The sequence below is a fragment of the Kitasatospora sp. NPDC101235 genome (assembly GCF_044767505.1).
Classification (GTDB): Bacteria; Actinomycetota; Actinomycetes; order Streptomycetales; family Streptomycetaceae; genus Kitasatospora.
In genome coordinates this window covers 94,177-119,744 of the sequence record NZ_JBIWNZ010000007.1, presented here as the reverse complement: position 1 = coordinate 119,744, position 25,568 = coordinate 94,177, and the positions used below count along the sequence as shown (strand labels likewise).

Annotated in this window: 25 protein-coding genes; 6 read left to right on the top strand and 19 right to left on the bottom strand. The window is 73.1% G+C overall.

Translation table 11 applies throughout. The features are described 5' to 3' along the window. Positions 1-14 precede the first annotated feature (14 nt). Positions 15-569, bottom strand: coding sequence for an HD domain-containing protein (locus ACIRRH_RS14305; protein WP_403066459.1), 555 nt, complete (start codon positions 567-569; stop codon positions 15-17). 106 nt (positions 570-675) lie between these two features. Then, complete coding sequence (locus tag ACIRRH_RS14300) at positions 676-1,560, bottom strand: SAM-dependent methyltransferase (RefSeq protein WP_403066457.1); 885 nt, start codon at positions 1,558-1,560, stop codon at positions 676-678. Positions 1,561-1,770: 210 nt separating this feature from the next. On the opposite strand from ACIRRH_RS14300, the gene ACIRRH_RS14295 reads away from it, so the two are divergent. Then, positions 1,771-2,679: a polysaccharide deacetylase family protein gene (locus tag ACIRRH_RS14295; protein WP_403066455.1), complete on the top strand. Its 909-nt coding sequence runs from the start codon at positions 1,771-1,773 to the stop codon at positions 2,677-2,679. Between the two features lie 8 nt (positions 2,680-2,687). On the opposite strand, the gene ACIRRH_RS14290 is transcribed toward ACIRRH_RS14295, so the two are convergent. Continuing rightward, positions 2,688-3,506, bottom strand: a complete 819-nt coding sequence (locus ACIRRH_RS14290) for an SDR family oxidoreductase (RefSeq protein WP_363385227.1) — start codon at positions 3,504-3,506, stop codon at positions 2,688-2,690. A 303-nt stretch (positions 3,507-3,809) separates the two neighbouring features. Between ACIRRH_RS14290 and ACIRRH_RS14285 the strand changes: the two genes are divergently transcribed. Beyond that, on the top strand, positions 3,810-4,679 hold the full coding sequence (locus tag ACIRRH_RS14285; RefSeq protein WP_380768536.1) for a 3-hydroxybutyryl-CoA dehydrogenase: 870 nt from the start codon (positions 3,810-3,812) through the stop codon (positions 4,677-4,679). A gap of 74 nt (positions 4,680-4,753) precedes the next feature. Here ACIRRH_RS14285 and ACIRRH_RS14280 read toward each other — a convergent pair whose 3' ends face one another. The 11 genes from ACIRRH_RS14280 to infC all read right to left on the bottom strand — a co-directional run bounded on the left by ACIRRH_RS14280 (position 4,754) and on the right by infC (position 15,822). After that, entirely contained in the window at positions 4,754-5,596 is an 843-nt protein-coding gene (locus ACIRRH_RS14280) for a chitosanase (protein ID WP_403066452.1), read from the bottom strand. Positions 5,597-5,716: 120 nt separating this feature from the next. Further along, the gene (locus ACIRRH_RS14275) at positions 5,717-6,679 is read right to left on the bottom strand and encodes a hypothetical protein (RefSeq protein ID WP_403066450.1); all 963 of its coding nucleotides are present in this window, start codon (positions 6,677-6,679) and stop codon (positions 5,717-5,719) included. Further along, on the bottom strand, positions 6,676-7,599 hold the full coding sequence (locus ACIRRH_RS14270) for an ATP-binding cassette domain-containing protein (RefSeq protein ID WP_403066448.1): 924 nt from the start codon (positions 7,597-7,599) through the stop codon (positions 6,676-6,678). The genes ACIRRH_RS14275 and ACIRRH_RS14270 overlap by 4 nt, the downstream gene beginning before the upstream one ends. Beyond that, positions 7,599-8,036, bottom strand: a complete 438-nt coding sequence (locus ACIRRH_RS14265; protein WP_363385241.1) for a GntR family transcriptional regulator — start codon at positions 8,034-8,036, stop codon at positions 7,599-7,601. Before ACIRRH_RS14265 ends, ACIRRH_RS14270 begins: the two co-directional genes overlap by 1 nt. Positions 8,037-8,153: 117 nt before the next feature. Then, positions 8,154-10,655 (bottom strand): phenylalanine--tRNA ligase subunit beta, encoded by a 2,502-nt coding sequence (gene pheT / locus ACIRRH_RS14260; RefSeq protein WP_403066446.1) that lies wholly within the window; start codon positions 10,653-10,655, stop codon positions 8,154-8,156. Beyond that, positions 10,655-11,776 (bottom strand): phenylalanine--tRNA ligase subunit alpha, encoded by a 1,122-nt coding sequence (gene pheS / locus ACIRRH_RS14255; RefSeq protein ID WP_224281594.1) that lies wholly within the window; start codon positions 11,774-11,776, stop codon positions 10,655-10,657. The genes pheT and pheS overlap by 1 nt, the downstream gene beginning before the upstream one ends. 307 nt (positions 11,777-12,083) lie before the next feature. Continuing rightward, positions 12,084-13,187 (bottom strand): ATP-binding protein, encoded by a 1,104-nt coding sequence (locus ACIRRH_RS14250; protein WP_224281593.1) that lies wholly within the window; start codon positions 13,185-13,187, stop codon positions 12,084-12,086. A 117-nt stretch (positions 13,188-13,304) separates the two neighbouring features. After that, positions 13,305-14,171 (bottom strand): TrmH family RNA methyltransferase, encoded by an 867-nt coding sequence (locus ACIRRH_RS14245; protein ID WP_403066443.1) that lies wholly within the window; start codon positions 14,169-14,171, stop codon positions 13,305-13,307. Between the two features lie 98 nt (positions 14,172-14,269). Next, positions 14,270-14,665, bottom strand: a complete 396-nt coding sequence (gene rplT, locus ACIRRH_RS14240) for a 50S ribosomal protein L20 (protein WP_030055649.1) — start codon at positions 14,663-14,665, stop codon at positions 14,270-14,272. A 109-nt stretch (positions 14,666-14,774) separates the two neighbouring features. Next, entirely contained in the window at positions 14,775-14,969 is a 195-nt protein-coding gene (gene rpmI, locus ACIRRH_RS14235) for a 50S ribosomal protein L35 (protein WP_045701618.1), read from the bottom strand. Positions 14,970-15,111: 142 nt separating this feature from the next. Continuing rightward, on the bottom strand, positions 15,112-15,822 hold the full coding sequence (infC, locus tag ACIRRH_RS14230; protein WP_403066831.1) for a translation initiation factor IF-3: 711 nt from the start codon (positions 15,820-15,822) through the stop codon (positions 15,112-15,114). Positions 15,823-16,311: 489 nt separating this feature from the next. Here infC and ACIRRH_RS14225 point away from each other — a divergent pair, with 489 nt between their 5' ends. Continuing rightward, on the top strand, positions 16,312-16,689 hold the full coding sequence (locus tag ACIRRH_RS14225; RefSeq protein WP_224281591.1) for a DUF1844 domain-containing protein: 378 nt from the start codon (positions 16,312-16,314) through the stop codon (positions 16,687-16,689). Positions 16,690-16,744: 55 nt separating this feature from the next. On the opposite strand, the gene ACIRRH_RS14220 is transcribed toward ACIRRH_RS14225, so the two are convergent. After that, positions 16,745-17,518, bottom strand: a complete 774-nt coding sequence (locus tag ACIRRH_RS14220) for an SseB family protein (RefSeq protein WP_403066441.1) — start codon at positions 17,516-17,518, stop codon at positions 16,745-16,747. Between the two features lie 91 nt (positions 17,519-17,609). On the opposite strand from ACIRRH_RS14220, the gene ACIRRH_RS14215 reads away from it, so the two are divergent. The 3 genes from ACIRRH_RS14215 to ACIRRH_RS14205 all read left to right on the top strand — a co-directional run bounded on the left by ACIRRH_RS14215 (position 17,610) and on the right by ACIRRH_RS14205 (position 20,465). Next, positions 17,610-18,833 carry an amino acid deaminase/aldolase gene (locus tag ACIRRH_RS14215; protein ID WP_403066439.1) on the top strand — a complete coding sequence of 408 codons (1,224 nt, stop codon included), beginning with the start codon at positions 17,610-17,612 and terminating at the stop codon, positions 18,831-18,833. Between the two features lie 59 nt (positions 18,834-18,892). Continuing rightward, positions 18,893-19,309, top strand: a complete 417-nt coding sequence (locus tag ACIRRH_RS14210) for a hypothetical protein (protein ID WP_403066437.1) — start codon at positions 18,893-18,895, stop codon at positions 19,307-19,309. 241 nt (positions 19,310-19,550) lie between these two features. Continuing rightward, positions 19,551-20,465: a lytic polysaccharide monooxygenase gene (locus tag ACIRRH_RS14205; RefSeq protein WP_403066435.1), complete on the top strand. Its 915-nt coding sequence runs from the start codon at positions 19,551-19,553 to the stop codon at positions 20,463-20,465. A 138-nt stretch (positions 20,466-20,603) separates the two neighbouring features. On the opposite strand, the gene ACIRRH_RS14200 is transcribed toward ACIRRH_RS14205, so the two are convergent. The 4 genes from ACIRRH_RS14200 to ACIRRH_RS14185 all read right to left on the bottom strand — a co-directional run bounded on the left by ACIRRH_RS14200 (position 20,604) and on the right by ACIRRH_RS14185 (position 25,471). Beyond that, positions 20,604-21,752: a DUF2510 domain-containing protein gene (locus ACIRRH_RS14200; RefSeq protein ID WP_403066433.1), complete on the bottom strand. Its 1,149-nt coding sequence runs from the start codon at positions 21,750-21,752 to the stop codon at positions 20,604-20,606. Positions 21,753-21,862: 110 nt separating this feature from the next. Next, positions 21,863-22,663 (bottom strand): 3-oxoacyl-ACP reductase, encoded by an 801-nt coding sequence (locus ACIRRH_RS14195; RefSeq protein ID WP_403066431.1) that lies wholly within the window; start codon positions 22,661-22,663, stop codon positions 21,863-21,865. Between the two features lie 7 nt (positions 22,664-22,670). Then, positions 22,671-24,062, bottom strand: a complete 1,392-nt coding sequence (locus ACIRRH_RS14190) for an aldehyde dehydrogenase family protein (RefSeq protein ID WP_403066429.1) — start codon at positions 24,060-24,062, stop codon at positions 22,671-22,673. A 23-nt stretch (positions 24,063-24,085) separates the two neighbouring features. Continuing rightward, positions 24,086-25,471, bottom strand: coding sequence for a glutamine synthetase family protein (locus ACIRRH_RS14185; RefSeq protein WP_403066427.1), 1,386 nt, complete (start codon positions 25,469-25,471; stop codon positions 24,086-24,088). Positions 25,472-25,568 lie beyond the last annotated feature (97 nt).

The following is a 25,568-nucleotide window of genomic DNA, read 5'->3' as shown; positions in this document are numbered from 1 at the left end:
GTGTCGTGGCAATTTCAGCCGGTGCGCACCGGGTGGGCGGCCTGGACGGCGAGCCGCCTCGGGGCGTCCTCGCCGATCCGGGTGAGCAGGTCGTCCAGGGCGAGGAAGGCCTCCCAGCGCTCCCGTCCGGTGGCGGCGGCGAGGCGGTCGACCACCCGGTCCTCCAGGTCCTGGACCCGCTTGTTCTTCCAGGCCTTGTCGGCCAGGCTGACCAGCAGTGACTCGACGGTGACGCCGGGTCCGTCCCAGCTCGCGTGGCTGCGGGCGAAGTGGGCGAGGTGTTCGGGGACGCCGCGGGCGAGCAGCAGGGCGTGTCCGGCGGCCTCGTGCAGGGAGCCGGGCGCGGAGAGCTCTTCGGGGTGGACGGTCTTGCCGATGTCGTGGGTGGCGGCACCGTAGCGGACGGCCTCGCGGTCGAAGACCAGGCCCTCACGGGTGCAGAACCCGGCGATCTCCTCGGCCACCTCGTGCACCAGGGCGAGGTGGGCGACCAGGCGGGGCGGGGCGTCGACGGCCCGCAGCAGTTCGGCGACGTCGGGGGGCAGCGGCGGCAGGGCGGCGGTGGTCACACCGCAGGGTAGCCACGGCGGTGAGGGGTTGTCAGTGGGTATCCGTAGGCTTCGACGGTCCGGCCCCGGCGTAGGAGGGAGGCGCCGGGGCCGGACGCGCGGGTGGCTACTTCTTGAAGGCGACGCCGGCGTACGCCGAGACGTCCTGCCAGCCCTCGGGGAGTTCGGCGGTGGGGACGTGGCCTGCGGTGGGGCGCCAGAGCGGGAGCTGGACGAGCCCGGGGCCGGCGAACTCGAAGTCGCCGAAGAACGGTTCGACGCCGGACCGCGGGCGCAGCACGAGCGGGGCGCTGGCGCTGCGGTAGATGCGGGTGCCCTCGGCGGCGCTCTCGCGGGAGGCGAAGTCCGGGCTGCCGTGGGAGAGGATCAGCGCGCTGCCGGGGGCGAGCGCGTCGCGCAGGGTGCGGACGACCTGCTGCGCGCCCTCCTCGTCGCGGATGAAGTGCAGGACGGCGACCAGCATCAGCGCGACCGGCTGGGAGAGGTCGACGGCGCCGGCCAGCGCGGGGTGGCCGAGGATCGCGGCCGGGTCGCGCAGGTCGGCCTCGATCACCGAGGTGTGCCCGGCGGGGTGGCTCGCCAGCAGGGCGCGGGCGTGGGTGGCGACGATCGGGTCGTTGTCCACGTACACCACCCGGGCGTCCGGGGCGACCCGCTGGGCGACCTCGCTGGTGGAGCCGACCGTCGGGATGCCGGTGCCGATGTCGACGAACTGGCGCACGCCCCGGCTCGCCACGAACTCGACGGCGCGGCCGAGGAACTGCCGGTTGGTGCGGGCCAGCAACGGCAGCGCGGGGTAGGCGGATATCGCGGCCCGGGCGGCCGTGCGGTCGGCCTCGAAGTTGTCCTTGCCGCCGAGGTAGTAGTCGTACATGCGGGCGGTGTGCGGGACGCCGGTGTCCAGCTCGCTCGGCGGCTGCCAGTCGTCGGCTCTGGCCCAGTCCCACACGGCGTCCGTGGTCCGGTCGCCCGTCGCGCTGTCCTCGTACATCCTGTCCGCCCCCAATGCGCCGTGCCGGAAGAGTCCGGCTATCGCCCGTCGACCCCTGGTGCGCGGTGATCGTATCCAAGGACACACCGCGGAAACAGCGGGAGTTCAGGTTTACGCAACACCCGGCGACGGATTGTGTGCACGTCAAGGCTGGTGCGGCCGGTCGTACCGGATCGCCCGCCGGGACCGTCCTCTCTATGCTGGCTGCCGATGACTGCCGACCGCCGCACCGTACTGCGGACCACCGCCAGGCTCGCCGCCGTCGCCGCCACCGGCGGCCTGCTCGCCGCCTGCGGCCCCGAAGCGCGCCGCCGGGCCGACCCGGGGGCGCTCGCCGCGCACCCCGGCACCGTGGACCCGCAGCACACCACCGACCCCGCCTGGAACGGCGCCGAGGACCCGGCCTCCCCCGCGCCCACCGGCCCGGCCGAGCCCCAGCCCGACGCCGAGCCGACCCCGGCCGCCGCCCAGCCCTCCGTCCCGCCGGCCCCGCCCGTGCTGCCGCCGCTCGCGCCCGGCACCCCCGCGGAGGTCGCGTACGGGCCGCGCACCGGCCGGAACGTGGCGCTCACCTTCCACGGCAGTGGCGACCCGAAGCTGGCCACCGCCCTGCTGGAGATCGCCGAGCAGCGCGGTGCCAAGCTGACCGTGATGGTCGTCGGCAGCTGGCTCGACCAGCAGCCGCAGATGGCCCGGCGGATCCTGGACGGCGGCCACGAGCTGGGCAACCACACCCAGAACCACCTCGACATCTCGGCCATGCCGCCGGACCAGGCGCGCGCCGAGATCGCCCAGTGCGCGGAGCGCCTGCAGCGGCTCACCGGATCGATCGGCCGCTGGTTCCGCCCGTCCGCCACGCAGTACGCCACCCCGATGGTGCGCGAGCAGGCCAGGGCGGTCGGGTACGAGCACGTGCTGTCCTTCGACGTCGACCCGCGCGACTACAACGACCCTCCGGCCGCCGAGTTGCAGCGCCGGGTGCTGAACTCGGTGCGCGGCGGCTCGGTGGTGGCCCTGCACATGGGGCACCAGTGCACGGTGGACGCGCTGCCCGCCGTCCTGGACGGCCTGGCGAAGGCGGGGCTCAAGCCGGTGACCGCCAGCCAGCTCTGCGCCTGAGTGCATGATCAGACCATCGGATCGTCGTCCTTGTACGGGCGCAGCCGCAGCGTGCGGGCGTCCGCGGCACGGATCGCGTCGGCCTGGTTGACCAGCTCCTCCAGGTCGTCCCGGCCGGCGTGGATGAACCGCCCGTGCAGCCCGTCGAAGCGGCCGCGGGCGGCGTCCACGGTGACCGCGACCATGTACGGGATGGAACCCCAGGTCTTGGTGCCCTCGAACATCGGCATCCCGGCGGTCATGTCGGTGGCCACCGCGCCCGGGCTGATGTCGAGGATGACGACGCCGTTGCGGGCGAGCGAGTCCGCGATGTTGTCGGAGAGCTGGAGCAGCGCGCCCTTGGAGGTGGCGTACGCCGTGTAGTTGCCGTCCGGGCGCAGCGCGAAGCCGGAGTTGAGGTTGACCACCCGGCCGCGCCGGCGGGCGACCATGCCCGGCAGCACGCCGTGCAGCAGGTTGTAGGGACCACGCAGGTTGGTCTCGATCACCTGCCACCACTGGTTGACGTCGGTCTCCCAGAGCGGCACCTCGGCGCGGTCGACCAGGCCGGCGTTGTTGATCAGGAGGTCGATCGGCCCGAGGTCGCGCTCGACCACCCGGACCGCCTCGCGCACCGAGCCGGGGCGGGTGACGTCGGCGGTCACGGCGACGCCCCGGGAGCCACGCTTGGCGCAGTCCTTGAGGGTGCCGCTGAGCGTCTCGTGGGTGCGGCCGACCAGGCCGACGAGCATCCCCTCGGCGGCCAGACCGATGGCGACCTCCCGGCCGATGCCCCGGCCGGCGCCGGTGATCAGGGCGACCTGCCCTGCGAGCGATCCCGTCGACACCCCGTGCTCCCTTCGCGTCCCCGGCCCTGTCCGATTCCGCCCCGGCCCCCGTCTGCGGCATTCTGTCGGCCGCCGGGCGGAGTCGGCCCCGGGCACACGGGTCCGGGGCGTCGCCTCACTCGTTCGGGGGATCACCGACCGTGGCACCCCGCCGGGGAGGGGGTGACCTACTGGCCGGTACGGAGTAGTAACGTCGTCGGGGCGGTGACCGGTGCACCCATTCCGGTCCACCGGCCCGTTGTCCAGCAGCTCGCTGGGCCACCCGTAGCTGGGCGACCCCCAGCACCACCGAAGGGCAACTGAGTGACTGACATCGCGCGCGTCGGAGTGATCGGCTGCGGCCTGATGGGGTCGGGCATCGCCGAGGTCTTCGCCCGGGCCGGGCTGGACGTCCTGGTGTCGGAGGCCAGCGGTGAGGCGCTGGAGTTCGGCCGCACCCGGCTGACCAACTCCCTGGAGACGGCGGTCAAGCGGGGCAAGCTGTCCCCCGAGCAGCGGGACGAGGCGCTGGCCCGGCTGTCCTTCACCGTCGAGCTGTCCGACTTCGCCGACCGCGACCTGGTGGTCGAGGCCGTCGCCGAGCGCGAGGACATCAAGGTCAGGATCTTCGAGACCCTGGACCGGGTGGTCGAGCGCCGCGACGCGATCCTCGCCTCCAACACCTCCTCGATCCCGATCGTGAAGCTGGCCGCCGCCACCACCCGCCCGGAGCAGGTCATCGGCCTGCACTTCTTCAACCCGGCGCCGGTGCAGAAGCTGGTCGAGGTCATCCCGACCCTGACCACCTCGGCGACCACCACCGAGCGGGTCGAGGCCTTCGCATCCCAGGTGCTCGGCAAGGAGCCGATCCGCGCCCGCGACCGGGCCGGCTTCGTGGTCAACGCGCTGCTGGTGCCGTACCTGCTGTCCGCGGTGCGGATGTTCGAGTCGGGCGTGGCCACCGCCTCCGACATCGACAAGGGCATGGAGGCCGGCTGCGCCCACCCGATGGGCCCGCTGCGGCTGTGCGACCTGATCGGCCTGGACACCATCGTCTCGATCGCCGAGTCGATGTACGACGAGTACAAGGAGCCGCTGTACGCCGCTCCCCCGCTGCTCTCCCGGATGGTCGACGCGGGCCTGCTGGGGCGCAAGTCCGGCCGGGGCTTCTACGACTACACCGCGAGCGCCTGACACCGGCGGCGCACCCGAACGGCGGGGCCCGGCGGCCGTGAACCGGCCACCGGGCCCTTTCGCCCGTCCCGGTGTCAGCTGTTGATGGTGTAGCTGTCGCCGTAGACCTTCCACTTCAGCGGCGGGTTGAGGTCGAAGTTCCTGGCGTTGAGGAAGACCAGCTGCTCGGTGTCGACCCGGCTGGTGTCGGAGTGCGCCTCCTCCTTCTTCATGACCACCTTGCGGGCGTCCAGGAAGGCCTTGAGGTAGGTGGCCTCGTCGCCGCCCTGGGCGGGGGTCTTGGCCTTCTTCATGGCGGCGGCGCGGATGCCGCCGAAGCTGTCCGAGCTGTTGCCCGGGCCGTGCATGACGATGGCGTCGTAGTAGGCGAACTGGCCGAGCGCGCGCAGGCCGTCGCTCTTGGCCTGCTTGACGGCGGGGTTGAAGTACACCCGGTCGCGCTCGTCGTTCTGGGCCTGCTGGAAGACGGTGTCCTTGGCGGCGGTGGCCCAGTCCTTCTCGAACGCGGAGCCGAGGCCGGCGTGCGAGTCGGTGCCGTTGACCTTCTTCAGGGCCGGCAGGTACTTGGCCAGGACGTTGCCGGGCTTGAGGTCGGTGTAGTGCTGGACCAGCTCCAGCATGTCGCCGGTGCCGGAACAGAAGCCGATGATGCCGGCGGTGTAGCCGCGGCCGTCCTTGATGTCCTCGATGTACTTGTACTGGGCCTTCCAGTCCAGCGACGAGTTCTCCGCGCTGGACACCAGCTGCATCGCGATGTCCTTCTTGTGCGGGTCGTCGAGGCCGACGCCCGTGAGCTGGACGGAGGTTGCGGACGCGGGTGCGGCCTGGGCGGCCGAGGTGGCCGCGACGGTGAGGGGCGCGGCCACCAGGGCGGCGGCGAGGGCTGTGCGGAGGGCACGACGGGGCTGAGGGCGCATGGGGACGCTCCGGTTCCTCGGTGGGTTAGGAAACCTTCCTAACAAGAAGGAAACGCCCCGGAACCCGGCCCCTGCAAGGGTTTTGACAAAAGCACTTCAAAAAACTGCAAACGGCCCGGGTCAGGCCGCCCGGCGCCGCACCCACCAGACCGCCGCCGCGCACAGCGCCACGGCGAGCAGGGTCGTCCAGCCGAACTCGATGAGCTGGAACGGCCAGAACCGGTCCGCCGGCTGGTACACCTCGTGGGCGGTGTAGCCGCCGTCGCGCACCAGGGACTGGAGGTGCGCGTAGTCACCGAGGTTGTAGAACTGGTCGTCGGGGATCCGGTTCCCGGCCGGGTCGGAGAACCAGACGCTCAGCACCCAGCGGTCGTCCAGCGCCATGCGCACCATGGAGTGCATCGGCTCCTCCAGCGGGGTCATGTAGTGCGAGCGCACCGCGTGGGCGAGGAAGGGCAGCGCGACCGAGGCCGCCAGGCCGACGCCCACCGCGATCACGGTGCGGCGCAACACCGCGCCGGCCAGCGCCGCGACCCCGAACGCCACCAGCACCCGACCGACCAGCACCGGCGGCGCCTGCACGAAGATCTCCGGGCTGAACCCCCCTTCCCCGAGCGTCAGCGGCTCACTCCACCAGCGCAGCAGCAGCCCGAACAACGCCGCCACGACGACCAGCACCGCGCCGCCCATGACCAGACCGCCCGCCGTCCAGCGGGTTCGCCCGGCGCCCTGGGTCCAGGCGAAGCGGACCGTGCCGTGCTCGAACTCCCGCGCCAGCAGCGGGCCGCCGAGGAAGGCACCGAAGGCGCCGCCGAGAACGTAGAGCACTGCGTCGAGCTCCGGCATGCCGTTGCCGTACTGCCGCAGGAACTGCTTGTACTTGGCCATGCAGGCGTCGTCGGCCGGGTCGCAGGTGGCCGCTCCGGTACGGTCCAGGCCGGTGTGCAGGTACCAGCCGTGCACCAGGAGGGCGAGGGAGATCGCGCCCATCACGGCGAGCAGGGTCAGCAGCGCGGGCCGGTGGCGCAGCCCGGCGGCCCGCAGCACGGCGGAGCGGGGCGGGGCGAGGGCGGTCGAGCTCACGACAGTACCTTCTGGTTCTTGACGACGGCGCCGCGCGGGCCGGGCAGGGCGGAGGCGGTCGGCTCGCGGAGGTAGGCGAGCACCAACTCCTCCAGGCCGACGCGCTGTTGGCGCCAGCCGTCGGAGACCGGCGCGTCCACGCCGCCGGTGCGCACCAGCAGGTGGGACTGGGCGCCGGCCCGGCGGTCGCGGACCACCGCCAGGCGCTCGGCGACCGCGTCCGCCTCGGCGGTCGGGCCGGTGAGCATCCGGTGGCCGCCCAGCAGGTCGTCCACCTCCCCGGTCACCTGGACCCGGCCGCCGGCCAGCACCACCAGGTAGTCGCAGCTCTGCTCCAGCTCGTTGACGGCGTGCGAGGAGAACACCACCGAGAGGCCGTCCTCGGCCACCGCGGTGAGCAGCACGGCCATGAAGTCATGCCGGGCGAGCGGGTCGAGCGCGGCCAACGGCTCGTCCAGGAGCAGGAGTTCGGGCCGCTTGGCGAGGGCCAGGGCGAGCGAGACCTGGGCCTGCTGGCCGCCGGAGAGCCGGCCGTACTTGCGCTCCAGCGGGATGCCGAGGCCGTCCAGGTGGTCGCGCGCCCGGACGTCGTCCCAGCGCCGGTTGAGGTGGCGGCCCATCGCGAGCAGGTCGCGCACGGGCAGGCCGGGGTAGAGCGCGGCGTTCTGGGCGACGAAGCCGATCCGGTCCAGGGCCCGCGGCGAGCCGGGGAGTTGGCCACCGAGGACGGTCATCGCGCCCTCGCTGGGCAGGGTCAGACCGGCGGCCAGGCTGAGCAGCGTGGTCTTGCCGGCTCCGTTCGGGCCGACCAGGGCCACCACGTGCCCGGCCGGGATGGCGAGGTGACAGTCCCGCAGCGCCCAGGAGCGACGGTAGCGCTTGCCGATCCCACCGCAGTCGATCACCGTGTCCGCGGCCATCACGCCACCACCCCGTCGCGGCCCTCGCGCAGGTCGCGCAGCGCGTCCTCGAACACCGCGACCATCCCCCCCTCGTCCAGCCCGGCGGTCCGCGCCGAGCGCATCCAGTCCAACAACCCCCGCCGCAGCGCGGCCCGTTCGCGCAGCGGCACCACTCCGGCGGGCAGCCCGCGCACGAAGGTGCCCTGTCCGCGTCGGCCGACCGCCAGGCCACGGTGCTCCAGCTCCCGGTAGGCCTTGAGCACGGTGTTGGGGTTGATCGCCAGCCCGGCGACCACCTCGCGCACCCGGGGCAACCGGTCCCCCTCGGCCAACCAGCCCATCCGCAACGCCTGTTCGACCTGCTGCACGAGTTGCAGGTAGGTCGGGACACCGGAGGCCGGGTCCAGGCGGAACTCGATCGGGGAGGGCTGGTCCGCACCTTTATCTAGTTCCATAGTTAATGAGTTAAGTGGGCCTGGTGACGGGTCGTCAACCCAAGGAAAGGCAAAGGGCCCCGCCCGGACCGGGATGGTCCGGGCGGGGCCCTTCAGGCCCTGCGACGTGCCGGCGGCTCAGGCGCCGCGCAGCACCGCGCCGGTGCGGGCGACGGCCTCGGCGACGGCCGCCTCACGGGCGGCGGTCGCCTCGTCGGCGGTCAGGGTGCGGTCGACCGCGCGGAAGCGCAGCGCGTACGCCAGCGACTTCTTGCCCTCGCCGACCTGCTCGCCGGTGAACACGTCGAACAGCCGGATGGCCTCCAGCAGCTCGCCCGCGCCGGCCCGCAGCGCGGCCTCGACGTCGGCGGCCGGGACGGCGGTGTCGACGATCAGCGCGACGTCCTGGGTCGCCACCGGGAAGCCGGAGACGGCCGGGCCGCTGACCCGCTCGGCGCCGTCGGCGGTGAGCAGGTCGACGTCGATCTCCATCGCGGCGGTACGGGCCGGCAACCCGAGCGCCTTGACCACCCGCGGGTGCAGCTCACCGGCGTGGCCGACCACCCGGTCGGTGCCGGCCACCAGCAGCTCGGCGCAGCGGCCCGGGTGCCACGGCGCCAGCCGGCCCTGGCGGACGGTCAGCTCGACGCCGGCCGCGCGGGCCACCGTGCGAGCCGCCTCGACGGCGTCCGCCCAGGAGGCCTGTGCGCCCTTGCCCCACCAGCCCGACGGCAGCCGCTCGCCCGCGAGGGCGACGGCGATCCGGCGCGGCTGGTCCGGCAGCGCGGCGTCCAGCGCGGCCAGCTCCTCGTCGCTGGGCCGGTGGTCGACCGCCGGACGCGGGGCCACGCTCAGCTCGTCCTTGGGCAGGAAGACGGTGCCGGTCTCGAAGATCGCCAGGTCGGTGTTGCCCCGGCCGACGTTGCGGCGCAGCGCGCCGAGCAGACCCGGCAGCAGCGTGGTGCGCAGCGCCGGCTCCTCGTCGTTCAGCGGGTTGACCAGCTTCACCGTGCGGCGGCGCCGGTCGTCCGTCTCCAGGCCGAGCGCCTCGAAGGCGGCCTCGCCGAGGAACGGGTAGTTGTTGACCTCGACGTAGCCGGCGCCGGCCAGCGCAACGCCGATCCGGCGGTTCACCCGCTGGGCCTCGGTCAGGCCCTTGCCCGGGGGCACGTCGGGCATCCGGGCGGGGACGTTGTCGTAGCCCTCCAGCCGGATGACCTCCTCGGCGAGGTCGTACGGGTCGGTGAGGTCGGGGCGCCAGGTCGGCGGGGTGACCTCCAGGACGTCGGCGCCGGCGACCGAGCAGCCGATCTCCTGGAGGCGCCGGGTGACGGTCTCGCGGCCGTACGCGGTGCCGGCCACCCGGTCGGGCAGGTCGGCGGCGATGGTGATGGTGCGCACCGGGTGCGGGGCGGCGATGTCGGTGACCCCGGCCTCGGCGGTGCCGCCGGCGATCAGGACCAGCAGGTCGACGGCGCGCTGCGCGGCGGCGCGGGCGGCCTCCGGGTCGACGCCGCGCTCGAAGCGCTTGGACGCCTCGGAGGGCAGCTTGTGCCGCTTGGCGCTGCGGGCGATGGCGACCGGGTCGAAGTGCGCCGCCTCGATGATCACCTCGGTGGTGCCCGGGCCGGCGGCCGGGTCGAGGATCTCGGTGGAGGCGCCGCCCATCACGCCGGCCAGGCCGATCGGGCCGCTGTTGTCGCAGATCAGCAGGTCCTCGGCGGAGAGCTTGCGCTCGACACCGTCGAGGGTGGTGAGGGCCTCGCCCTGCTCCGCCCGGCGGACCGTGATCGGACCGTCCACACGCTGCTTGTCGTAGGCGTGCAGCGGCTGGCCGACCTCCAGCATCACGTAGTTGGTGATGTCGACGGTCAGCGAGATCGGGCGGATGCCCGACTTCTGGAGCCTGCGCTGCAGCCAGATCGGGGACTTGGCGTTCGGGTCGACGCCGATGACCGTACGGGCCACGAAGCGGTCGCAGCCGGCCTGGTCGCCGACCTTCACCAGGTAGCCGAAGGAGTTCGCCGGGGGCACGTCGAGCAGCGCCGGGTCGGCCAGCGGCAGCCCGTAGGCGGCGGCGGCCTCGCGGGCCACGCCGCGCATGGACAGGCAGTAGCCGCGGTCCGGGGTGACGGCGATGTCGAGCACCTCGTCGACGAGCTGGAGCAGCTCGATGGCGTCGGTGCCGGGCTCGAACTCCGGCGGGAGCACGATGATGCCGTTGTGGTCGTCGCCCATGCCCAGCTCGCGGGCGGAGCAGATCATGCCGGCCGAGGTCTGGCCGTAGGTCTTGCGGGCCGAGATCGGGAACGGGCCGGGCAGCACCGCGCCCGGGAGCACGACCACGACCTTGTCGCCGACGGCGAAGTTGGTCGCACCGCAGACGATCTCCTGCGGCTCGCCGGTGCCGTTGGCGTCGCCGACGTTCACGAAGCAGTGCCGGATCGGCTTCTTGAAGCCGGACAGCTCCTCGATGGAGAGCACCTCGCCGACCACCAGCGGGCCCTTGAGGTCCGCGCCGAGCTGCTCGACGGTCTCGACCTCCAGGCCGGCCCGGACCAAGCGCTCCGCGACATCACGGCCGGTCTCGCCGGCCGGCAGGTCGACGTACTCGCGCAGCCAGGAAAGCGGGACGCGCATCAGATCTCCATCCCGAACGGGAGGGTGAAGCGGACGTCACCCTCGACCATGTCGCGCATGTCGGCGACGTTGTGACGATTCATCAGGATCCGCTCCAGGCCCAGGCCGAAGGCGAAGCCGCTGTAGCGGTTGGGGTCGACGCCGCAGGCGACCAGCACCCGCGGGTTGACCACGCCGCAGCCGCCGAGCTCGATCCAGCCCTCGGAGGAGCAGGTCCGGCACGGCCGGTCCGGATTGCCGACGCTCGCACCGCGGCACACGAAGCACTGGAGGTCGATCTCCGCGCTCGGCTCGGTGAACGGGAAGTACGACGGGCGCCAGCGCAGCTCCAGGCCGCCGCCGATCAGCTTCTCGACCAGCACCTCGATGGTGCCCTTGAGGTCGGCGAAGGTGATGCCCTCGTCCACCGCGAGGCCCTCGACCTGGCGGAAGACCGGGGTGTGGGTGGCGTCCAGCTCGTCGGTCCGGTAGACCCGGCCCGGGCAGACCACGTAGATGGGGGGCTCGCGGTCGAGCATCGTGCGGGCCTGGACCGGGGAGGTCTGGGTGCGCAGCACCACGCCGGAGTCGGCCGAGCCGTCCGGGGCCTGGACGAAGAAGGTGTCCTGCATCGAGCGGGCCGGGTGGTCCGGGCCCAGGTTGAGGGCGTCGAAGTTGAGCCACTCGGCCTCGACCTCGGGGCCCTCGGCGACCTGGTAGCCCATCGCGACGAAGGTGTCCTCGATGCGCTCGGCCATGGTGGTCAGCGGGTGCCGGGCGCCGCGCGGGGCGCGGTCGTACGGCAGCGTGACGTCCACCGCCTCCTCGACCAGCACGCGGGCATCGCGCTCCGCCTCCAGCTCGGCCTGCCGCTTGGCGAGGGCCTGGTTGACAGCCCCGCGGGCCTGGCCGATCAGCTTTCCGGCGGCCGCCTTGGCGTGCGGGGGCAGGGCGCCGATCTCGCGGTTGGCGAGCGAGAGCGCGGAGCGGTCGCCGGTGTGGGCGACCTTGGCCTGCTTCAGCTCATCCAGGGAGCCGGCGGCGGCGAAGGCGGCGACCGCCTCGTCCCGCGCCTGCTCCACCACCTCGGGCTTGAGGGCCTCGACCTCGACCGGGTCGTACGACTTGTTGGGTGCCGACATCTCTATCTTTCCCGTGCTCCTGCTCGTCCGTGCTCAGGTGTGTGGGGCTCTCCCTCCTTGCCCGCCATCGGGCAGGAGGGGCCCAACGCGTCACGCCCGGCGGGGCCGGGGCGCGGGCAGTCGATCTCCGTTCACCGGACGGCTCGCGGGGAGACCGAAGGGCTAACGGGGAGTAGTGTCCGCGGCACAGCCGCACAGGGCGTTGCGCAACGCCAAAGGTCGAGTGTAGTCGCAGCGCGTAGCGCCGCTGCCGTCAAGCCCGCCCGGGCCCCGACCACAGCATGCTCTGCTGGTCGTGCATGCTCCTTCAGAGCATGAAGTCGGGCACCCCGGCGGGCAGGATAAATCGGAACCGGGCGCCGCCGCCGGGCGCGCGGTCGACGCGGATCGAGCCGCCGTGGGCCTCCACGATGCCCTTGACGATGTAGAGGCCCAGGCCCGTGCCGCCACGCTTGGAGCCGCGCCAGAAGCGGGTGAAGACGCGCGGCATCGACTCCTCGGGGATGCCGCTTCCTTCGTCGCTCACGGTGACCGCTGTGCCTTCCACGATGCGGGGCGGGGTGCCGTTGCGCTCCCAGACGGGCGCCTCGACGACCTCCTTGGCCGGTGCCACCTCGATCGTGACAGTTCCCTCGCCGTGCCGCACCGCATTTTCCAGCAGGTTGGCGAGCACCTGGTCGACCTTGTCCGGGTCGGCCCACAGCACGGTCAGCGGCCCGCCGATCCGGATGTCGAAGCGCTCCTCGGGGATGCCGGTGGCGACCTTGCGCTCGACGTGCCGACGCACCGCCGCGGCCAGGTCGACCACCTGCTTGCGCAGTTCCAGCCGGCCGGAGTCGATCCGGGAGATGTCCAGCAGTTCGGCGATCAGCCGGGTGACCCGGTCGGCGTCGGCGTCCACGGTCTCCAGCATCAGCCGCTTCTGCCCGTCGGTGAACCGCTCCCACTTGGCCAGCAGGGTCGCCGTGAAGCCCTTGACGCTGGTCAGCGGGGAACGCAGCTCGTGCGCCACGGTCGCGATCAGCTCGGCGTGGCTGCGCTCGGTGCGGCGCCGGGCCTCGGTGCCGCGCAGGGCGATCACCAGGCGCTCCAGCGGGCCGCCCGGCACGCTGCGCACGTAACGGGCGGAGACCAGCACCTCGCGCCCGCCGGGCAGCAGCAGGTTGCGCTCCGGCTGGCGGGTGCGGATGGCCAGGCCGCCGTACGGGTCGGTCAGCTGCCACCAGCGGCGGCCGTCCAGGTCCTCCAGCGGGAGGACGTCCTCCAGCCCGCTGCCGAGCGCGGCCTGCGGAAGCACGCCGGTGAGCCGGGCCGCGGCCCGGTTGAAGCAGACCACCCGGCCCAGCGCGTCGGCGACCACCAGGCCGTCCGGCAGGTCGTCCGGGTCGAGCTCGGGCCCGCTGCCGACCATGGGTTGCCTCCCCGATTACCCACCGTGCCGTTCCCCCCACCGACGCAGACCCTAGCGCCTCGCACGCGCCCGCAGTAGGGCTTGTAACGGGGTGATCCCGGTGCGCCCCCTGGTGCGTCAGGCGTTCGAGCGGCAGCCGCCGGGCGAACGCTGGGCGCGGGCCGAGGCGTACAGGCAGACGGCGGCCGCGGTGGCCAGGTTGAGGCTCTCGGCGTGGCCGTGGATCGGGACGCGCACGACCTCGTCGGTGAGCGCGCGGGTCTCCTCCGGAAGCCCCCACGCCTCGTTGCCGAACACCCATGCGCCGGGCGCGCCCAGGGTGCCCTCGTCCAGCTCCTGGTCCAGGTCGCGCTCCCCCGCACCGTCCGCGGCGAGCACCCGGACGCCGGCCTCGCGCAGCTTCCCGACGGCCTCCTCGACCGGGACGCCGACCGCCACCGGCAGGTGGAACAGGCTGCCCACGGAGGCCCGGACGGCCTTCGGGTTGTAGAGGTCCACCGAGGCGTCGGTGAGCACCACGGCGTCCGCGCCGGCCGCGTCGGCGGTGCGCAGCACCGTCCCGGCGTTCCCGGGGTCGCGCACGTGGGCGAGGACCGCCACCAGCTTCGGCCGGGCCTTGAGCACCTCGGCGAACGGGGTGTCGATGAAGCGGCAGAGCGCCACGATGCCCTGCGGGGTCACCGTGTCGCAGATCCCGGCGATCACCTCGTCGGTGGCGGTCAGCACCGGCAGCCCCGCGGCCAGGGCGTCCTCGACGATGTCCGCGTGCCGCTCGGCGGCCTCCAGGCCCACGTAGACCTCGACCACGGCGTGCTCGCCGGTGCCCGGCAGCCTGCCGAAGGCGACGGCCTCCCGGACGGCCTGCGGGCCTTCGGCCAGGAAGCGGCGCTCCTTGGTGCGCTGGTTGCGCTTGGCCAGCCGGCGGGCGGCGACGACGCGCGGCGAGCGCAGGGAGGTCAGCAGGGGGGTGTCGGTGCTCGGCATGGTCTCGTTCTCCGGAGGCGCTGAAGGAGGGGGCAAAGCAGGACCGGACCCGCAGGCGAACCTGCGGGTCCGGTCAGAGCTCAACCGATCTCGGAAGATCAGGCGGCGTCGGCGGCGGCCTTCGGGGCGTTCACGTCGGCCGGCAGCGCCTTCTGGGCGACCTCGACCAGGGAGGCGAACGCACCCGGGTCGTTGACGGCCAGGTCGGCCAGCATCTTGCGGTCGATCTCGACGCTGGCGGCCTTCAGGCCCTGCACGAAGCGGTTGTAGGTGATGCCGTTGGCACGGGCCGCAGCGTTGATGCGCTGGATCCACAGCTGACGGAAGTCGCCCTTGCGCTTCTTGCGGTCGTTGAAGTTGTAGACCAGCGAGTGGGTGACCTGCTCCTTGGCCTTGCGGTACAGGCGCGAACGCTGGCCACGGTAGCCGCTGGCGCGCTCCAGGATGACCCGGCGCTTCTTGTGGGCGTTGACTGCCCGCTTGACGCGTGCCACTTGATTACTCCTTGGGTTGGACCACGGACTACTTCACGTGGTCCGTCATTCGAATGGGTCGGGAAGGATCAGCTGCCCCGCTCGCGGCTCGCGCCGGGCGGGAGGGCGATCACTTGCCGAGAAGCTTCTTGATCTTCTTGGCGTCAGCGGGGGCCAGCTCGATCGTCCCGGCCAGCTTGCGGGTCAGCGTCGAGGGCTTGTGCTCCAGGAGGTGGCGGCGGCCGGCGCGCTCGCGCAGCACCTTGCCAGAGCCACTGATCTTGAAGCGCTTGCTGGCGCCACTGTGCGTCTTCTGCTTCGGCATTTCGCCGTATCTCCTCGTCGGTCCCGTCCACGCCCGCGCGGCGGTTGCCACGCGGGCGTGAACTGGATGGATCTGCGGTGACCGGGCGGGGTGCCCCGTCACCCTGTGGGCCGGTCTCCCGGGCCTCCTGGCCGGTGAGGGCTCAGGCGCCCTGGGAGGCGGCCGGCTGCTCGACCGGAGCGTCGGCCTCGACGGCCGGCGCCTCGGCCGGGGCGTCCTGCGCCTCGGTCACGGCGTCCTGCTCCTCGGTCTCCGCAGGGGCGTCGGAGCCGACGGTGCGGCCCTGACGCTCGGCCTTGCGGGCGTCCGCGAGGGCGCGGGCCTCGGCCATCGCCTCGGTCTTCTTCTTGTGCGGGCCAAGAACCATGATCATGTTACGGCCGTCCTGCTTGGGCGAGGACTCGACGAAGCCCAGATCCTGGACGTCGTCGGCGAGCCGCTGAAGCAGACGGAAGCCCAGCTCGGGGCGGGACTGCTCACGACCGCGGAACATGATCGTGATCTTGACCTTGTCGCCCTGCTTGAGGAACCGGACGACGTGACCCTTCTTGGTGTCATAGTCGTGCGGGTCGATCTTCGGCCGGAGCTTCATCTCCTTGATGACCGTGTGCGCCTGGTTCTTGCGCGCCTCACGGGCCTTCATGGCCGACTCGTACTTGAACTTGCCGTAGTCCATGAGCTTGCACACCGGCGGCCGGGCGGTCGCCGCGACCTCGACCAGGTCGAGGTCGTACTCCTGCGCGAGCTCCAGCGCCTTGGCAAGCGGCACGATGCCGACCTGCTCGCCGCTGGGACCGACGAGTCGCACCTCGGGGACGCGAATCCGGTCGTTGATGCGGGGCTCGGTGCTGATGGGGCCTCCTCGGTTGCACCTTCTGCGATGCGGCCGTCGGACGGCGGTCGCACGTAGTGGACTCGACCACTGGGCGGGGCTTCATTCGTGCTGCGCTGTCCGGTACGTACACCGCCACACGAAAAAAGCCCCGCTCGGTACAAGCGGGGCTCCACACAACCGGGGGCTGCGCCCGGTGAGGGGCGCTGCGGCGACTCGGCGCCAGGGGCGCCCGTCGCGGACCGGGACCCGTCGGCCGTGAGGCCGATCAGGTGGGAGACTTTCGCGGTTGCCCTCTCGGGCCTCCTCGGTGGAGCCTCCACTTGCTGGCCAGGTGCCCATACGGGATCCCGGCCGGTCAGTCTCGAAGCCTACAGCGTCGCGCCGTCGAACGCCATTCCGCCTCTCCGCGCGGCCGCGTCCGGTGCGACTACGGCCGTGTCCTGGTGCGGATGGGGCCCTTGTACGCTCCATGGGTACGGACACCCGACCCGATGGAACGAGCCCCCCTTGAGCAGCGAGCCCACCCAAACCCCCGGCGCGGACGACGACGCGATCGGCTTCGACGACCTCACCCGCGACATCGCCGAGGTCCCGGCCGTCGAGGTGATCACCACCGTCGCGGTGCACCTGATGAGCGCCGCGGCCGTCAAGTGCGGTCTCGCCGAGGGCGGCGAGAAGGACAAGGACCTGGACGAGGCCCGCAAGCTGATCACCGCGCTGGCCGGGCTGGTCACCGCCGGCGCCCCGGAGATCAGCAACTTCCACGCCGCGCCGCTGCGGGACGGGCTGCGCTCGCTCCAGCTCGCGTTCCGCGAGGCCTCGATCGTCCCGGACGCCCCGGGTGCGGGGCCGGGCGAGAAGTTCACCGGGCCGGTCTACTCCTGATCCGGACGCGCCTCAGGGGCAGTGAACCAAATGGTTCACTGCCCCTGACCGCTTTCTACCGCTTGTAGAGCGGCTCTTCCGGCAGCTCCGTGCTCGCCGGCAGCACCGCGAGGTCCAGCCCCCGGTCCAGCCGAACCCGCAGCACCGGATCGGCGGCCATCGCCTGCCCGACCCGCTGCGCGGCCGCCTGCAGCCCCGCCTGGTCCAGCGCCGGGTCGAACACCACCGCGAGCACCCCGTCCGAGCCCTCCGAAGCCACCAGCAGCCCGGTGACCACCTGCGGCTCGGCCGCCAGCAGCCCGCGGACCGCCTCGCGCACCTCCGGGTCCCGGACCGGCGGCAGGAACGGACGGTTCTCCGCGAGCGCCCGCAGCCGGGCGCCGCCCAGCGGGAACGGCACCGGCCCGGCCGGGTCGATCAGCAGGATGTCGGCACGCTCCGAGAAGGCCACCATCGCGGCCTGCGGGGCCGCCGTCGGCGCCGGGCGGGCGTCGGCGCGCCAGCGGGCGAGCGACTCCAGCGACGTGAAGGCCGGCAGCGCGCGGCGCCCGTCCGGGGCCTCCAGCACCGGGACGGCCATGTCGCTGGTCTTCTCGTGCCGGTGCCCGTCCGGGCTCACCTCGACCTCGCCGAGGATCGAGACGATCGGAACCATCAGACGGGTCGGGGTCAGCGCCGCCAGCACCTCCGGCTCGGCCGCGCGGTCCTGCGACCAGCGGGCGAGGGCATCGGTGAGCGCCGGGTCGGCGGTGCCGTCGTCGTCGGAGAAGCCGGGGTTCGGGATGCTCTTGCCGACGAACGCCGGGTTGGAGAAGTCTTTGCGGTCCACCCGCCCGACCCTATGCCACCGCGCGTGAGCCGCCCCATTTCCCTGCACGCGGGGCCTACCCACCGGTAGCGCGGTGTGGCACCCTGCGCCCATGGTGATCCTCGACGCGCCCGCGACCGCACCCGCCCCGGTCTCCGACCGCCTCCGGTACGACCGCGCCACCGCCCACCTGGACGGGCCGGTGGCCGTCGTGGACCTCGCCGCGTTCGACGCGAACGCCGCCGACCTGGTCCGCCGGGCGGGCGGCAAGCCGATCCGGCTGGCCAGCAAGTCGCTCCGCTGCCGGGCGCTGCTGGAGCGGGCACTGGCCGTGGACGGCTTCCTCGGGGTGATGAGCTTCACCCTGGACGAGTCGCTCTGGCTGGCCCGCACCGGCATCCGCGACGTCCTGCTCGCCTACCCCTCCGCCGACCGGGCCGGCTTCGCCGAGCTGACCGCCGACCCGGAGGCCGCCCGCGAGATCACCGTCGTCCTGGACGACCCGGCCCAGCTGGACCTGATCGACGCGGCCCGCGGAGGCGACGCCGAGGTGCGGGTCTGCCTGGAGCTGGACACGTCACTGCACCTGCTCGGCGGCCGGGTCCGGGTGGGTGCCCGGCGCTCGCCGCTGCGCACCCCCGAGGACCTCGGCGCCTTCGCCGAACTCGTCCAGCGCCGCCGGGGCTTCCGGGTGGTCGGCCTGATGGCGTACGAGGGGCACGTCGCCGGGGTGGGCGACCGGGTGCCCGGACGGCCGGTGCGCTCGCAGCTGATCCGGCTGATGCAGGCCAAGGCCCGGACCGAGCTGGCCGAGCGGCGTGCGGCGGCGGTCCGGCGGCTGCGGCAGGTGGCCGACCTGGAGTTCGTCAACGGGGGCGGCACCGGCAGCGTGGAGTCCACCGTGGCCGAGCGCGCCGTCACCGAGGTCGCCGCCGGCTCCGGGCTGTACCTGCCGCAGCTGTTCGACAACTACCGCTCCTTCCGGGGCCGTCCGGCCGCGCTGTTCGGCCAGCCGGTGGTGCGCCGCCCCGGCCTCGGCGTGGTGACCGTGCTCGGCGGCGGCTACCCGGCCTCGGGGGCGGCCGGCCCGGACCGCTCGCCGGTGCCCTACCTGCCGGCCGGACTGCGCTACGACCCGATGGAGGGCGCCGGGGAGGTGCAGACCCCGCTGCTCGGCTCGGCCGCGGATGACCTGCTGATCGGCGACCGGGTCTGGTTCCGGCACGCCAAGGCGGGCGAGCTGTGCGAACGCTTCGCCGAGCTGCACCTGATCGAGGGCGACCGGATCGTGCGGACCGTGCCGACGTACCGGGGCGAGGGGAAGACGTTCCTCTGACGCTTCGTCCGCCCTTTGCCCTACCGTGGTGGCGACACGACGAACACCAAGGGGGCGGCATGGATGCCGAGCTCGTGCAGGAGATGGTGAGGTCCGGGGCGACTTCCGTGGCCGGCCTGATGGCCACGGCTGCCTGGAACCAGGCCAGTTCACGGATCGCCCGGCTGTTCGGGCGCGGCGAGCGGGACGAGGAGGCGAGCGCCGAGCTGGAGGTGATCCGCGCCGAGGTGCTGGAGGCCGACGGCGACCAGGAGGTCCTGGCCGACCAGGCCGCGGCCCTTCGCAACCGGCTGCGCGCGTTGTTCCGGACGGAGCCGCAGGCGGCCGAGGAACTCTTCGAGATCCTCGCGGAGTTCGCTCCCGGGCGGTTCAACAAGGTGGGCGGAACGTACATCATCAACACCATCGACGGAAACTCGACCGTCAACAGCGACCTCGTGATCCAGGCCGGCATCATCCACGAGATGCGGCACTGACCTTTCCGGAGCCTTAAGTGGGCCCGATGGAACGGCTAACCACAGCCGTCCGTCGGGCCTTTGTGCTGCTCGGGGGCCTACAGTCCGTCAACGAGGACAGCACGCACGGCTATTGCCTTCTGGTCCAGACCAATCCTACGCTCTGGCCGGGGGCCGCACGCCGGGCCGGCGGCTCCCGAACGGGCAGGCGTGCCCGTTCCCCCACACGCGCCCGGAACGACGGTCAAGGAGTCCCCACCCCATGTCCATCAAGCGAAGTGCCCTGTCCGTCGGCGTGATCGGCGCCGCGGTCCTCGCGGTGGCCGGTGCCACCGCCGGCACCGCCAGCGCCCACGGCACGATGACCAACCCCGTGAGCCGGGTCGCCGCCTGCTACGCCGAGGGCCCCGAGCACCCGGTGTCCCAGGTCTGCAAGGACCTCGTCGCCGCGAGCGGCACCCAGCCGCTGTACGACTGGAACGAGGTCAACATCGCCAACGCCAACGGCAACCACCAGGCACTGATCCCGGACGGCAAGCTCTGCTCGGCCAACCGCGACAAGTACGCGGCGCTGGACTGGCCGCGCACCGACTGGCCGGCCACCGCGGTGAAGGCAGGCGCCTTCACCTTCCAGTTCCGCACCACCGCGCCGCACGTCGGCGCCCAGACCGTCTACATCACCAAGCCGGGCTACGACCCCACCAAGCCGCTGAAGTGGTCGGACCTCGACCCGACCCCGGTGGCCCAGGTGCAGGTCGACCGCAACGCCGTCAACGGCTCCTACACCTACTCCGGCACCCTGCCGCAGCGCACCGGCCGCCAGGTCCTGTACACGGTGTGGCAGCGCAGCGACAGCCCGGAGGCCTTCTACGCCTGCTCCGACGTCGACTTCGGCGCCTCCACCACGGCTGTGTCGGCGCTCGCCGCCCAGGCCCCGGCCGCGCCCAGCGACGCCCAGATCGCGGCCGACGCGTCCAAGTCCACGGTCGCCCACCATGGCCACGGCGGGGACCCGGACTCCCCCGCCGGCCTGGTGGTCCCGACCGCCTCCGCGGCCGTGGGCGGTACCTCGGCCACCGGTCCGCTGCTGCTCGCGGGTGCCGCCGCGATCGGTGTCGGCTGGGCCGGCATGGTGCTCCGGCGCCGTCGCGTCGAGGCTGTTCGACGCGACTCCTGACGCCGGGCGCGGGACCGGGCCGGCCACACCCCCGTCCGGCCCGGCTCCCGTGACACCACCCCGTGCGACAGCGAACGGCGGCGGCCCGTCCGGAGGGTTCCCTCCGGGTGGGCCGCCGCCGTGTGAGGAGCGCAGGGCTCAGGTGGTGGTGCCGCCGGAGCCCGCACCGGACCCGCCGGAGCCGGTCCCGGGCAGCCCCGGGATGCTCGGCAGCTTGCCCTTGTAGTCGGTGATGCCCTTGACGATGGTGTCCATCACCGCGACGTCCGGCGCCTTGTCGGCGATGTCGAAGCCGAAGTGCACCGAGACCAGCGACTTCCCGTCGGCGGACGGGAAGACCACGGTCTGCACGTAACCGTTGTTGCCCTTGGGCGCGTCCACCTTCCAGCGGACCAGGTAGCCGTCCTGGCCGTTGACCTTCACGGCCTCGGACTTGAGCTCCTGGTGCCCGGTGATGTCGCCGTACGCGGCCTTGGCGGCCGACGCGATGTCGGCCTTGGCCGCCGTCTGGACGTCGGAGCCGCCGCCGTCGATCCGTCCGGTGTTCACACCGCCGAGGGAGCATTCGCTCGTGCCGTCGGCGCAGGTGTACGAGCCGACGGTGAGTGAGGCGTAGCCCTCGCGGGTGTTGCCGGCCTCCCAGCCGGACGGGGCCGGCAGGGTGAGCCGGTTGACCAGGTCGATCGCCTTGTCGGCGCTCGGGCGGGTCTTGCCGCCGCCCTTGCCGTCCCCGCTGCCGCCGTTGCCGCTCCCGCCGTTACCGCCGTTGCCGCCACCGCCGTTGCCACCGCCGTTTCCGGGGTCGCCGAAGCCCGGGAAGCCGCCCCACGGGCCGTTGCCGCCCTGCGGGGCCGAGCGGGCGCTGCGCGGGGCGCGGTCCCCGTGGCCGTCCATCACGAGGTAGGTGATGCCCGAGCCGGCGCCCAGGCCGAGGAGGGCGGCGGCGGTGGTCGCCAGCACCAGCTTGGAGGGCTTGCGCCCGGCCTTGCGCGGCGGCCCGGCGGGCGAGCCGTAGGCCGCGCCGAAGGGCGGCGGCTCCGGGTAGCGGACGGTCGGGCCGCTCTCCAGCACCTCACCCTCCAGCACCCTGGGCTGGCCGGCCGTTCCCGGCCCCGGGGCCCCGGCGGCCGTCGGCTCCGTCTGCGGAGCCTCCGGTGCCGGGGCGTCCGAGGGTGCGGGCCGGGTGTCGGCCGTCCAGCCCTTGCCGTCCCACCACCGCTGCGGCCTCGGGTCGCTGGTGGTGTCCTTGGGGTCCGGGTACCACCCGGCGGGGATCTGCTCACTCACGGTAGAGAATCTAAAGGCAGCCGGATAAACGCGAAATCAGCGCAGCCGGGAATTCCCGCTGTTTTCGATGAGATTCCGGTGAGAACCCCGGTGCGGCGGCGATGGCGGGCCTAGAGCGGGGTCACGTACGCCCCGGAGATGCCGCCGTCCACCAGGAACTCGCTCGCCGTGATGAACGAGGAGTCGTCGCTGGCCAGGAAGGCCACCGCGGCGGCGATCTCCTCGGCCCGGGCGAACCGGCCGAGCGGGATGTGCACCAGCCGGCGGACGGCCCGCTCCGGGTCCTTGGCGAACAGCTCGCGCAGCAGCGGGGTGTCCACCGGCCCGGGCGAGAGCGCGTTGACCCGGATGCCCTCCCGGGCGAACTGCACGCCCAGCTCGCGGGACATCGCCAGCACCCCGCCCTTGGAGGCGGTGTAGGAGATCTGCGAGGTGGCCGCGCCCATCCGGGCCACGAAGCTGGCGGTGTTGATGATCGAGCCCCGCCCGTGCCGGCGCATGTACGGCAGCGCGGCCTTGCAGCACAGGTAGACCGAGGTCAGGTTGACCTCCTGGACCTTGCGCCAGGCGTCCAGGCCGGTGGTGAGGATCGAGTCGTCCTCGGGCGGCGAGATGCCCGCGTTGTTGAACGCGACGTCCACGCTGCCGCAGGTCTCGTACGCCTCGTCGAACAGCGCCTCGACCATGTACGGGTCGGTGACGTCGGTGTGCACGAACAGCCCGCCGACCTCCTTGGCGGCGGCCCGCCCGGTCTCCTCGTCGAGGTCGGCGCAGACGACCTTCGCCCCCTCCGAGGCGAGCCGTCGGGCGGCGGCCAGGCCGATCCCGCTGCCCGCGCCGGTGACCACCGCGGTGCGGCCGACCAGCCGACGGCAGACGACGTCGTCCGGCGCGGCGTGCTTCTCGCTCATGGGGCTGTCACTCCTCGCTGTGGATGAAGACGTTCTTGGTCTCGGTGAAGTGGCGCAGCGCGTCCGGCCCCAGCTCGCGGCCCACCCCGGACTCGCCGAAGCCGCCGAAGGGCGTCCAGTAGCGCACCGAGGAGTGCGAGTTGACCGACAGGTTGCCCGCCCGCACGCCCCGGGCCAGGCGCAGCGCCCGGCCGACGTCCCGGGTCCAGATCGAACCGGACAGGCCGTAGCGGGTGGCGTTGGCCAGCCGCAGCGCGTCGGCCTCGTCGGTGAACGGCAGGACGGCGGCGACCGGGCCGAAGATCTCCTCGGTGACGGCCGGGGCCTCCGGGTCCCCGGGGGCGACCACCGTGGGCGGGTACCAGTAGCCGGGCCCGTCCGGGGCCTTGCCGCGGGCCAGCACCGGCAGGTCGGGAGTGAGGTAGGAGGCCACCCGGCGGACCTGGGCGGCCGAGATCAGCGGGCCGAGCTGCGTCTGCGGGTCGGCCGGGTCGCCGGTGCGCAGGGTCTCGACGGCGGGCAGCAGCAGGGCGAGGAAGTCCTCGTACACCTCGCGCTGGACCAGGATCCGGCTGCGGGCGCAGCAGTCCTGGCCGCTGTTGTCGGCGAAGGACATCGGGTCGGCGGCGCGGGCCAGGTCGGCGTCGGCGAAGACGATGTTGGGGCTCTTGCCGCCGAGCTCCAGGGTGACCCGCTTGGCGCGGGCGGCGCAGCGGGCGGCGACCTCCTTGCCGACGACGGTCGAGCCGGTGAAGACGATCTTGCGGACGGCCGGGTGGTCCACCAGGGCCCGGCCGGTGCCGGCGCCCGCGCCCGCGCCCGGGACGACCTGGAACAGGCCCTCGGGCAGGCCCGCCGCGAGGGCGAGCTCGGCCAGCCGCAGGGCCGTCAGCGGGGTGGCCTCGGCGGGCTTGAGCAGGACGGCGTTGCCGGCCGCCAGGGCGGGGGCGAAGCCCCAGGCGGCGACCGGCATCGGGAAGTTCCACGGCGCGATCACCCCGACCACGCCGACCGGCTCGTGGAAGGTCACGTCCAGGCCGCCGGGGACCGGGATCTGCCGGCCGGTCAGCCGCTCCACTCCCCCGGCCGCGTACTCCAGCAGGTCGCGGACGTTGCCGGCCTCCCAGCGGGCGTTGCCCGGGAGGTGGCCGGCCTCCTCCACCTCCAGGGCGGCCAGCTCGGGGACGTGCACCTCGACCTGGTCGGCGAAGCGGCGCAGCAGCCGGGCGCGTTCGCCGGGGGCGAGCGCGGCCCAGCTGGCCTGGGCCTTCACCGCCCGCCGGACGGCCGCGTCCAGCTGTTCGGGGGTGGTGTCCGGGACGGTGGCGAGCACCTCACCGGTGGCGGGGTTGCGGACGGTGCTCGCGGCGGGGGTGGTGCTCGCGGTCGGCTCGGTCATGCCTCACGTCCGTCGGTCATGCGTCACATCCGTTCGAAGGATCGGTAGCGCTCCCAGTCGGTGACCGCCCCGTCGTAGGCGGCCTGCTCGACCCGGGCCATGTTCAGGTAGTGCTCGACCACGTCGTCGCCGAAGGCCTCGCGGGCCAGCACGCTGTCCGCCCACAGCTCGGCCGCCTCGCGCAGCGATCCGGGCACCCGGGCGTACTCCTCGACCGCGTAGGCGTTGCCGAGGCAGGGCGTGGGCAGTTCCAGCTTGCGCTGCAGCCCGTGCAGGCCGGCCGCGATCATCCCGGCCACCGCGAGGTACGGGTTGACGTCGCCGCCCGGCACCCGGTTCTCCATCCGCAGGCCGGGGCCGTGGCCGACCACCCGGTAGGCGCAGGTGCGGTTGTCCCGGCCCCAGGCGACGGCGGTCGGGGCGAAGGAGCCCGGCCGGTAGCGCTTGTAGGAGTTGATGTTCGGCGCGTACAGCACGCTGAACTCGCGCAGCGCGGTCAGCTGGCCGGCCAGGAAGTGCCGCATGGTGTCGGTCATCCGGCCGTCCCGGTCGGCGAAGGCGGGGGCGCCGACGGCGTCGCGCAGCGAGAGGTGGATGTGGCAGCTGTTGCCCTCGCGCTCGTCGTACTTGGCCATGAAGGTGAGCGCACAGCCGAGTTGGGCGGCGATCTCCTTCGCGCCGGTCTTGTAGACGCTGTGCTGGTCGCAGGTGGTGAGGGCGTCGGCGTAGCGGAAGGCGATCTCGTGCTGGCCGAGGTTGCACTCGCCCTTGGCGGACTCCACCACCAGGCCGGCGCCGGCCATCTCGGTGCGGATCCGGGACAGCAGCGGCTCGACCCGGGCGGTGCCCAGCATCGAGTAGTCCACGTTGTAGAGGTTCGCCGGGGTCAGGCCGCGGTAGCCGCCCAGCCAGGCCTGCTCGTAGGTGTCGCGGAAGACCAGGAACTCCAGCTCGGTGCCGATGTCGGCGGCCAGGCCGTGCTCGGCGAGCCGGGCGATCTGGCGGCGCAGCAGCTGGCGCGGCGCGGCGTCCACCGGGTGGCCGCCGTGCCGGGCGAGGTCGGCGGTGACCTGGGCGGTGCCGGGCTGCCAGGGGGTCAGCCGCAGGGTGCCGAGGTCGGGGCGCATCGCGAAGTCGCCGTAGCCGGTGGCCCAGGAGGAGAAGGCGTAGCCGTCCACGGTGTTCAGGTCGACGTCGACGGCCAGCAGGTAGTCGCAGGCCTCGGCGCCGTGCTCGGCGACCTCGTCGAGGAAGAACCGGGCGGCGAAGCGCTTGCCCTGGAGACGCCCCTGCATGTCGGTGAAGGCGAGCGCGACGGTGTGCACCTCGCCGGCGTCCACCAGGGTGCGCAGCCCGGCCAGGGTCAGCGGCGGCCGGGGCGGCGAGCCCGCGGCGGTCTGTTCGGACATGGCTGAACCCTCCTCCTCGATCACTCTTCGAGATCAAGCGGTCACAGCGAACCGTACGGCCTGCCGCTCGCGGGGCGGAAGAGGGCGGGCGGGTGTC

Excerpts from the sequence above, each read along its gene's own strand:
- ACIRRH_RS14300 (WP_403066457.1), bottom strand. The coding sequence starts at position 1,560 with ATGTACGAGGACAGCGCGACGGGCGACCGGACCACGGACGCCGTGTGG.
- ACIRRH_RS14295 (WP_403066455.1), top strand. The coding sequence starts at position 1,771 with ATGACTGCCGACCGCCGCACCGTACTGCGGACCACCGCCAGGCTCGCC.
- ACIRRH_RS14280 (WP_403066452.1), bottom strand. The coding sequence starts at position 5,596 with ATGCGCCCTCAGCCCCGTCGTGCCCTCCGCACAGCCCTCGCCGCCGCC.
- ACIRRH_RS14270 (WP_403066448.1), bottom strand. The coding sequence starts at position 7,599 with ATGGCCGCGGACACGGTGATCGACTGCGGTGGGATCGGCAAGCGCTAC.
- ACIRRH_RS14265 (WP_363385241.1), bottom strand. The coding sequence starts at position 8,036 with ATGGAACTAGATAAAGGTGCGGACCAGCCCTCCCCGATCGAGTTCCGC.
- pheT (WP_403066446.1), bottom strand. The coding sequence starts at position 10,655 with ATGCGCGTCCCGCTTTCCTGGCTGCGCGAGTACGTCGACCTGCCGGCC.
- pheS (WP_224281594.1), bottom strand. The coding sequence starts at position 11,776 with ATGTCGGCACCCAACAAGTCGTACGACCCGGTCGAGGTCGAGGCCCTC.
- ACIRRH_RS14250 (WP_224281593.1), bottom strand. The coding sequence starts at position 13,187 with ATGGTCGGCAGCGGGCCCGAGCTCGACCCGGACGACCTGCCGGACGGC.
- ACIRRH_RS14245 (WP_403066443.1), bottom strand. The coding sequence starts at position 14,171 with ATGCCGAGCACCGACACCCCCCTGCTGACCTCCCTGCGCTCGCCGCGC.
- rpmI (WP_045701618.1), bottom strand. The coding sequence starts at position 14,969 with ATGCCGAAGCAGAAGACGCACAGTGGCGCCAGCAAGCGCTTCAAGATC.
- ACIRRH_RS14215 (WP_403066439.1), top strand. The coding sequence starts at position 17,610 with ATGGTGATCCTCGACGCGCCCGCGACCGCACCCGCCCCGGTCTCCGAC.
- ACIRRH_RS14210 (WP_403066437.1), top strand. The coding sequence starts at position 18,893 with ATGGATGCCGAGCTCGTGCAGGAGATGGTGAGGTCCGGGGCGACTTCC.
- ACIRRH_RS14205 (WP_403066435.1), top strand. The coding sequence starts at position 19,551 with ATGTCCATCAAGCGAAGTGCCCTGTCCGTCGGCGTGATCGGCGCCGCG.
- ACIRRH_RS14195 (WP_403066431.1), bottom strand. The coding sequence starts at position 22,663 with ATGAGCGAGAAGCACGCCGCGCCGGACGACGTCGTCTGCCGTCGGCTG.
- ACIRRH_RS14190 (WP_403066429.1), bottom strand. The coding sequence starts at position 24,062 with ATGACCGAGCCGACCGCGAGCACCACCCCCGCCGCGAGCACCGTCCGC.
- ACIRRH_RS14185 (WP_403066427.1), bottom strand. The coding sequence starts at position 25,471 with ATGTCCGAACAGACCGCCGCGGGCTCGCCGCCCCGGCCGCCGCTGACC.